Origin of the sequence: Segatella salivae DSM 15606 (assembly GCF_000185845.1) — a bacterium.
GTDB classification, from domain to species: Bacteria; Bacteroidota; Bacteroidia; order Bacteroidales; family Bacteroidaceae; genus Prevotella; species Prevotella salivae.
Genome location: NZ_GL629647.1, coordinates 76,596 through 81,555 on the forward strand (window position 1 = coordinate 76,596; position 4,960 = coordinate 81,555).

General features: G+C 43.2%; 6 protein-coding genes. 5 read left to right on the forward strand and 1 reads right to left on the reverse strand.

The features are described 5' to 3' along the window. The first annotated feature begins 164 nt into the window (after positions 1 to 164). Complete coding sequence (locus HMPREF9420_RS00370; protein WP_007133372.1) at positions 165 to 1,832, forward strand: hypothetical protein; 1,668 nt, start codon at positions 165 to 167, stop codon at positions 1,830 to 1,832. Here the strand turns inward: HMPREF9420_RS00370 and HMPREF9420_RS00375 are convergent. Further along, a complete protein-coding gene (locus HMPREF9420_RS00375; protein ID WP_147625572.1) occupies positions 1,812 to 2,135 on the reverse strand; it encodes a hypothetical protein in 324 nt (107 codons plus the stop codon). The genes HMPREF9420_RS00370 and HMPREF9420_RS00375 overlap by 21 nt on opposite strands. A 40-nt stretch (positions 2,136 to 2,175) precedes the next feature. Between HMPREF9420_RS00375 and HMPREF9420_RS00380 the strand changes: the two genes are divergently transcribed. From HMPREF9420_RS00380 to HMPREF9420_RS14355, 4 genes are all read left to right on the forward strand, one after another. Continuing rightward, complete coding sequence (locus tag HMPREF9420_RS00380) at positions 2,176 to 2,988, forward strand: KilA-N domain-containing protein (protein WP_007133374.1); 813 nt, start codon at positions 2,176 to 2,178, stop codon at positions 2,986 to 2,988. A gap of 11 nt (positions 2,989 to 2,999) precedes the next feature. Next, a complete protein-coding gene (locus tag HMPREF9420_RS00385; protein ID WP_007133375.1) occupies positions 3,000 to 3,287 on the forward strand; it encodes a hypothetical protein in 288 nt (95 codons plus the stop codon). 189 nt (positions 3,288 to 3,476) lie between these two features. Beyond that, on the forward strand, positions 3,477 to 3,794 hold the full coding sequence (locus tag HMPREF9420_RS13780; RefSeq protein ID WP_147625574.1) for a hypothetical protein: 318 nt from the start codon (positions 3,477 to 3,479) through the stop codon (positions 3,792 to 3,794). A gap of 63 nt (positions 3,795 to 3,857) precedes the next feature. After that, on the forward strand, positions 3,858 to 4,931 hold the full coding sequence (locus tag HMPREF9420_RS14355) for a DUF6261 family protein (RefSeq protein WP_007133377.1): 1,074 nt from the start codon (positions 3,858 to 3,860) through the stop codon (positions 4,929 to 4,931). The last annotated feature ends 29 nt before the right edge of the window (positions 4,932 to 4,960 follow it).

Genomic DNA, 4,960 nt, shown 5'->3' on the forward strand with positions numbered 1-4,960 from the left:
TTCTTCCTAAAGTTCCAGGAAGTAGTGAAGAAAAATGGGAAAATGAAAAAGAAGAGATAGGAGGAGAATTTGAACCTTAAAATATTTCGAAGCTCTTTATAAATATTCATCAATGATATTCATAATATCGGCTAAGTAATAATTATAAATTAAAAGAAAAGACGATGAAAAAGATATTGAAGTTAGCAAGCTTCGTGTTCGTAATCATATTTACGGCTTGTAGTAGCGAAGAAATTGCGACTAATGATAATAAAGTAGAAGTAACAGAGAATCATTTTTCGTTCTCTCCAGAGCATTATACTTCTGATGAGACTCTTACTCGTGCTGCGACAACGTCTGTTACACCTCAGGTTGTAGATTTAGGCGATGGGCTACAAGCTGAAATTAATATTGAGCAAGACAAAGAATCACCGCAGACTCGCGCCACTCAACCAATCAGTGATGGTCATTATACAATCTACGCTATAGATGCTACTGGTACGCGTGTCACTGGGACTAATAGCAAAGTGAGTGGCACTATAAGTGGTGGAGTATTTACAAAAGATGCTGGTACAAAACTTGAACTCACTCCTGGAACCTACACGTTTGTGTGCTTCAATGATGCCGTAACCGACAATGGAACGAATCTCACTGTTGCCAGTGATAACGATGCGCTAATCGGTACAGCTACAGAAACGATTAGTGGAAATGCTTGGCATGTAAACTTCCTCATGAAGCACCAAACAGCTCGTGTACGTTTCCGTTTCACAGGTTATACAGACCAAGCAGTCGGTGTAACAGCTAAATTTACATTTACAAGTCCACAGCCTGTTGTGAATACTTATAGCGTAGATGCATCTACTATCACTCCGGCCACAGGCACCTCAGCTAACAGCTACACCATGCCTGCTACTTCTACTACGTTTAACACCAAGTATGTACAAGCTCATGATTTCCTAACCAATTATAGCTATGTGCTCCCCGATATTCCAACAGCCGATACAAAACTTACTTTTACAGCTGGCACAATCTATGGGAAAGCCTTAACAGGAAAGTCCTTTAGTCTTTCTAAGCTTTCGTCACTCCTTTTTGAACGTAATCATTCTTATACGGTGAGCATTAAACTCAAAACCATTCTCTATCTTTTTGAAGATGGAACCGTTGGCGTTTTTGCAGAGAAAGGGAGTCGTACACCTATTGGTGTGGTAGCAAATGAGAAAACCAATACAGAAGCAGGATTTGCCTGCGCATTAAGATACTATCAGAAATATGAGATGGGATTTACAGGAAATAGCTATTGGAAAAATACGGGTGACCATATCAAAGAGAACTCCGGTCCTTCGCCTACAAATATGGTGGAGGCTGCAACCGACATGAATGGTTACAACTGGACCTACTCTCCCAATTTGCAAGGAGTGGTTCGCGCCAATGAGCCTGTAATCTATCCAGCCTTTTATTTGGCTGCACATCACAATCCTGGTGTTACCATTACTGGGGCTAACGTTGGTAAATGGTTTTTACCTGCTTATGGACAGTTGGTGAAATTTGCAGAAACCTTAGGTTTTACTCCGCTTACATTTACAACTGACGAAGAAAAATGGCCGCATTACAAAGAAGGTTTTTCTGCAGGCTTAATTGATAAATTAGAACAAATCGTGACGGCAGCAAATCCTTCTGTAACAATTATGCGTAATTATTTCTTTTTAGCAAGTACACAAATAATTAATAATTCAGAATATCGTCCCATGTATTTATATTTCCAAGATGAGGCGCCATCATCAACTAAAATATTTACAGGCACTTGCTGGAATACAATGTCTAATTCTTGTGTACTACCATTTGTGGAGTTCTAATAGGTTAGATGCTTCCGCGCTTGGCGAAAGTCGTTTCCCGAAAGGTTTAGCATTTCCGCGCATGGCGAAAGTCATTTCCTGAAAGGTTTGACCTTTGCCGATATGTAGAAACCACAAGGAATCTTCAGTCGGCAGAGGATAGAAAATAAAGGCTTCACGAAGCCGAATCGCTCTTTGACATACTGACACACGACGGAAACGAAAATCCAATCGCATGGATTTGGAGGTATCGTTTAAAAATGCTATTTTTGCAAAAGATTGGCGGCGTTCGGCAAATTGAAAACAAGTTTTCTTTGCACTCACTTGCACAATCTTTGTTCGTGGCACTAAAACGTTGAACCTTATGGCAAAAATTACTGTTCAAAACACCGTTGTTTCAATCATCAAAGTAAATTCTGATGACTATATCTGTCTTACGGATATGTTACGTGCCAAGGATGGAGATTTCTTTTTCTCCAACTGGCTCCGCAATCGTAACACTGTGGAATTTCTCGGCATTTGGGAGCAGTTGAATAATCCTAATTTTAATTGTGCCGAATTCGACATAATTAAAAGTCAGGCAGGACTAAACAACTATCGTCTCAGTGCCAAAGAATGGATGACGAAGACAAATGCTATCGGTATTATTTCTAAGGCTGGACGTTACGGCGGAACATACGCACACCGCGACATAGCCTTTGAGTTTGCCATGTGGATAAGTCCAGAGTTTAAGGTATACTTGATTCATGAGTTTCAGCGTCTCAAAGCTGAGGAGCAAAAACAACTGGGGTGGTCGGCTAAACGCGAGTTATCAAAAATCAACTACCGCATTCACACTGATGCAATCAAGCAGCACCTCATTCCTGAGGAGGTGACTCCCGCACAAGCTAGCGTCATCTATGCCGAAGAAGCTGATGTGCTCAATGTGGCTATGTTTGGCATCACTGCCAAACAATGGCGAGAGGCTAACCCTACGCTGAAAGGTAATATTCGTGATTATGCCACCATCAACGAACTGATATGTTTGTCGAATATGGAGAATATCAATGCCGTGCTCATTGATGATGGTCTTCCACAATGTGAACGACTCGTAAAGCTCAATGCAGTGGCTATCCAGCAAATGCGTGTATTAATGGGTAGGGATAGAGGAGAATTACTCACTGACGAGCACTTATAGGAGGTTAGATTATGGCAACTACAATCACAAACACTGAAAACAATACAATAAGTATGTATTGGAACACGTTGCGCTTGATGAGTAAGAATATCCGACTGGCTTTGGCGGTCAAACTTACCAACTCTGTGCTCGAAGAAGAGCGCGAAGAAATGTCAGATGCAGCCTACAATAAGGAAATGCGTGATAGATTCTTTGGAAAATGGGAAGGCAATGAGACGGCTGATGAACTAATGAGTATCATCAAAGAAAATTCAACTTCCTGTGGCAACAGAGAATGTGAAGTACCTTGGTCGTATTGAAGGACTTGAAGTGCAGAACTGGATAAAGCGATAGTATAAAAAATCCAGCTGAACATCATACTATTTTAGCATAAACACTCTTAATTTTTTTTCGTCCCACGCTGCAAACAAGATGTAGCGTGGGACGATTGTTTAACACTCTTCTGAAAATATCGTTATCCGTCGTGTTGAAGTATTAAAACCTTTGGTTTGACATTTCCGCGCTTGGCGAAAGTCGTTTCCCGAAAGGTTTGGCATTTCCGCGCTTGGCGAAAGTCATTTCCCGAATGGTTTGACATTTCCGCGCATGGCGAAAGTTGTTTCCCGAAGGGTTTGGCGTTTCCGCGCATGGCGAAAGTCGTTTCCCGAAAGGTTTGGCATTTCCGCGCATGGCGAAAGTCGTTTCCCGAAAGGTTTGGCATTTCCGCGCCTGGCGAAAGTTGTTTCCCGAAAGGTTTGAGGCTTTCGCCACGTGGCGGAAAGTATTTTCCAAAGCGTTTGAAGTGCGGGCGAATCATTTATTCATAAAGAAATAAAAATAAGATAACGTCGGAAGAATCCGACACATGTTAAACTAAAAAAACAATAAAAATGCCAGAAGAAACACCTTCAAAGCATGATTTCACCAAGGTGGTGGAAATTGCACAAATTCAGTTGTCGCATCTCAACAATGGTGCACACTTTCAGTTCGTGAAAAACGTGAGTGACCGCTTGGCCACTGACACGAAAATTAAGGAGAATGCTGTTGGGCAGGTCGCAATTAAGGCACTGACGGAGGCTTTAGCCGCAGAAGACAAGTATTTGGTATTGTCGCAAAAGAGTCTTTTAACCGATGAAATCATCAAAGCCGACAAGGAGCGCGACACCCTTTTTGCTGGCTATCGAACGGCAGTGAAAGGCTTTTTGAATATGCCTGTGGCCGATTTAGCCAAACATGCTCATCAGTTGTGGCAGCATCTCGTTGACTATGCCATCGACCCCAAGATGCAGTTGGAACGCGAAACGGGACTCATCACCAACCTTTGCACAGACCTTGTGGGAGAATATGCCACGCAGGTGCAGGCCTTGGGACTGAAACCCTATGTCGATGCGCTGAAAACGGCCAATGAGCGCGTGGAAGCGTTGCTTGTGCAGCGCACGGCTGACAATTCGACGAAGGTTATCGGTGCGTTGGCAGCTGCTCGGAGAACTTCCGACGATGCCATCCGCAATTTAATAAAGGTGGTCAATGCCTTGGCCATCCTCGGCAAGCCAGCTGATTATGCGGCTTTCATCGACTTTATGAACACCCTCGTCAAGCGCTACAAAGAGCAGGCAATGACCACAACTTCATCGAAAGCGACAGCCGAAAAGCACAAGGCCGAGTATGAAGCACGTGTAAAACCCAAACTTGCATCGTTTGAGGAGCAACAAGGACTTGAAAGTGATTCGCTTTCGTTTACGGGCAAGACAAAGGGCACGGCTGCCAAGCGCCTGTTTGAGCTATCGGTAAAAGGCCAGAAGGCGGCCGATGGCAAAGTCAAAACCATTTGGGTGGGCGTGAATAAGGATGGAACGCTGTACCTCGTGGAGGAGAAGAAGTCGAAAGCGAATGAAAAGCCGAAAACGGGCGGCGGAACAACCGAACAGCCCGACTTTGGCATTAAACATAAAAACCAACCATAAAATTGTCGAGCTTAGGGAAATGCGCAAGG